At 69.2% G+C, this 494-nt stretch carries 1 pseudogene; it reads right to left on the bottom strand.

What is annotated here, in order from left to right:
- Positions 1-494 (bottom strand): annotated as a pseudogene (locus IF89_RS48915) (transposase); the annotation flags it as partial.

The following is a 494-nucleotide window of genomic DNA, read 5'->3' as shown; positions in this document are numbered from 1 at the left end:
CAGTGGTGGAGCTGGCCGAGGAGCCGGTTGAAGAGGTTGCGCAAGGCCGCTGTGTGCCGGTCCCCGATACTCCGGCGGCGATCATAGTGGCGGCGGGCTCCGCGGGATCCGGACAGTGCGGCGAAGGACCAGACGTAGCCGACTGCGGCCAGTCGCTGGTTCTTCACCTTGCGGTGGTGGACGATCAAGCTCTTGCCGGAGGCTCTCGTAATGGGGGCCGAGCCCGCGTATGCCTTGAGCGCCCGGCCGTCGGCGAACCGGGACCGCTCGTCGCCGATCTCGGCCAAGATGCGGGGCTCCGGTGAGTTCACCCAGGCGGGGGAAGCTGGTGATGATCTCAGCGTCCTCGTGTTCGGTGAACCGCTCGGCGCATGCGGCGGCGAGGTCATCGGCCGCCTGGGCGGCGGCGTCGAGTTGCAGAACGAGTGCCCTGACCTGCTGGCCGAGGGCTTCCTCGACGCGCGGGAGCTGACGCATGTGCGGCTCGCGCAGGA

Origin of the sequence: Streptomyces sp. NRRL F-2664 (genome assembly GCF_000719345.1) — a bacterium.
Taxonomy (GTDB): domain Bacteria; phylum Actinomycetota; class Actinomycetes; order Streptomycetales; family Streptomycetaceae; genus Streptomyces.
This window is presented reverse-complemented; position numbering and strand designations above follow the sequence as displayed.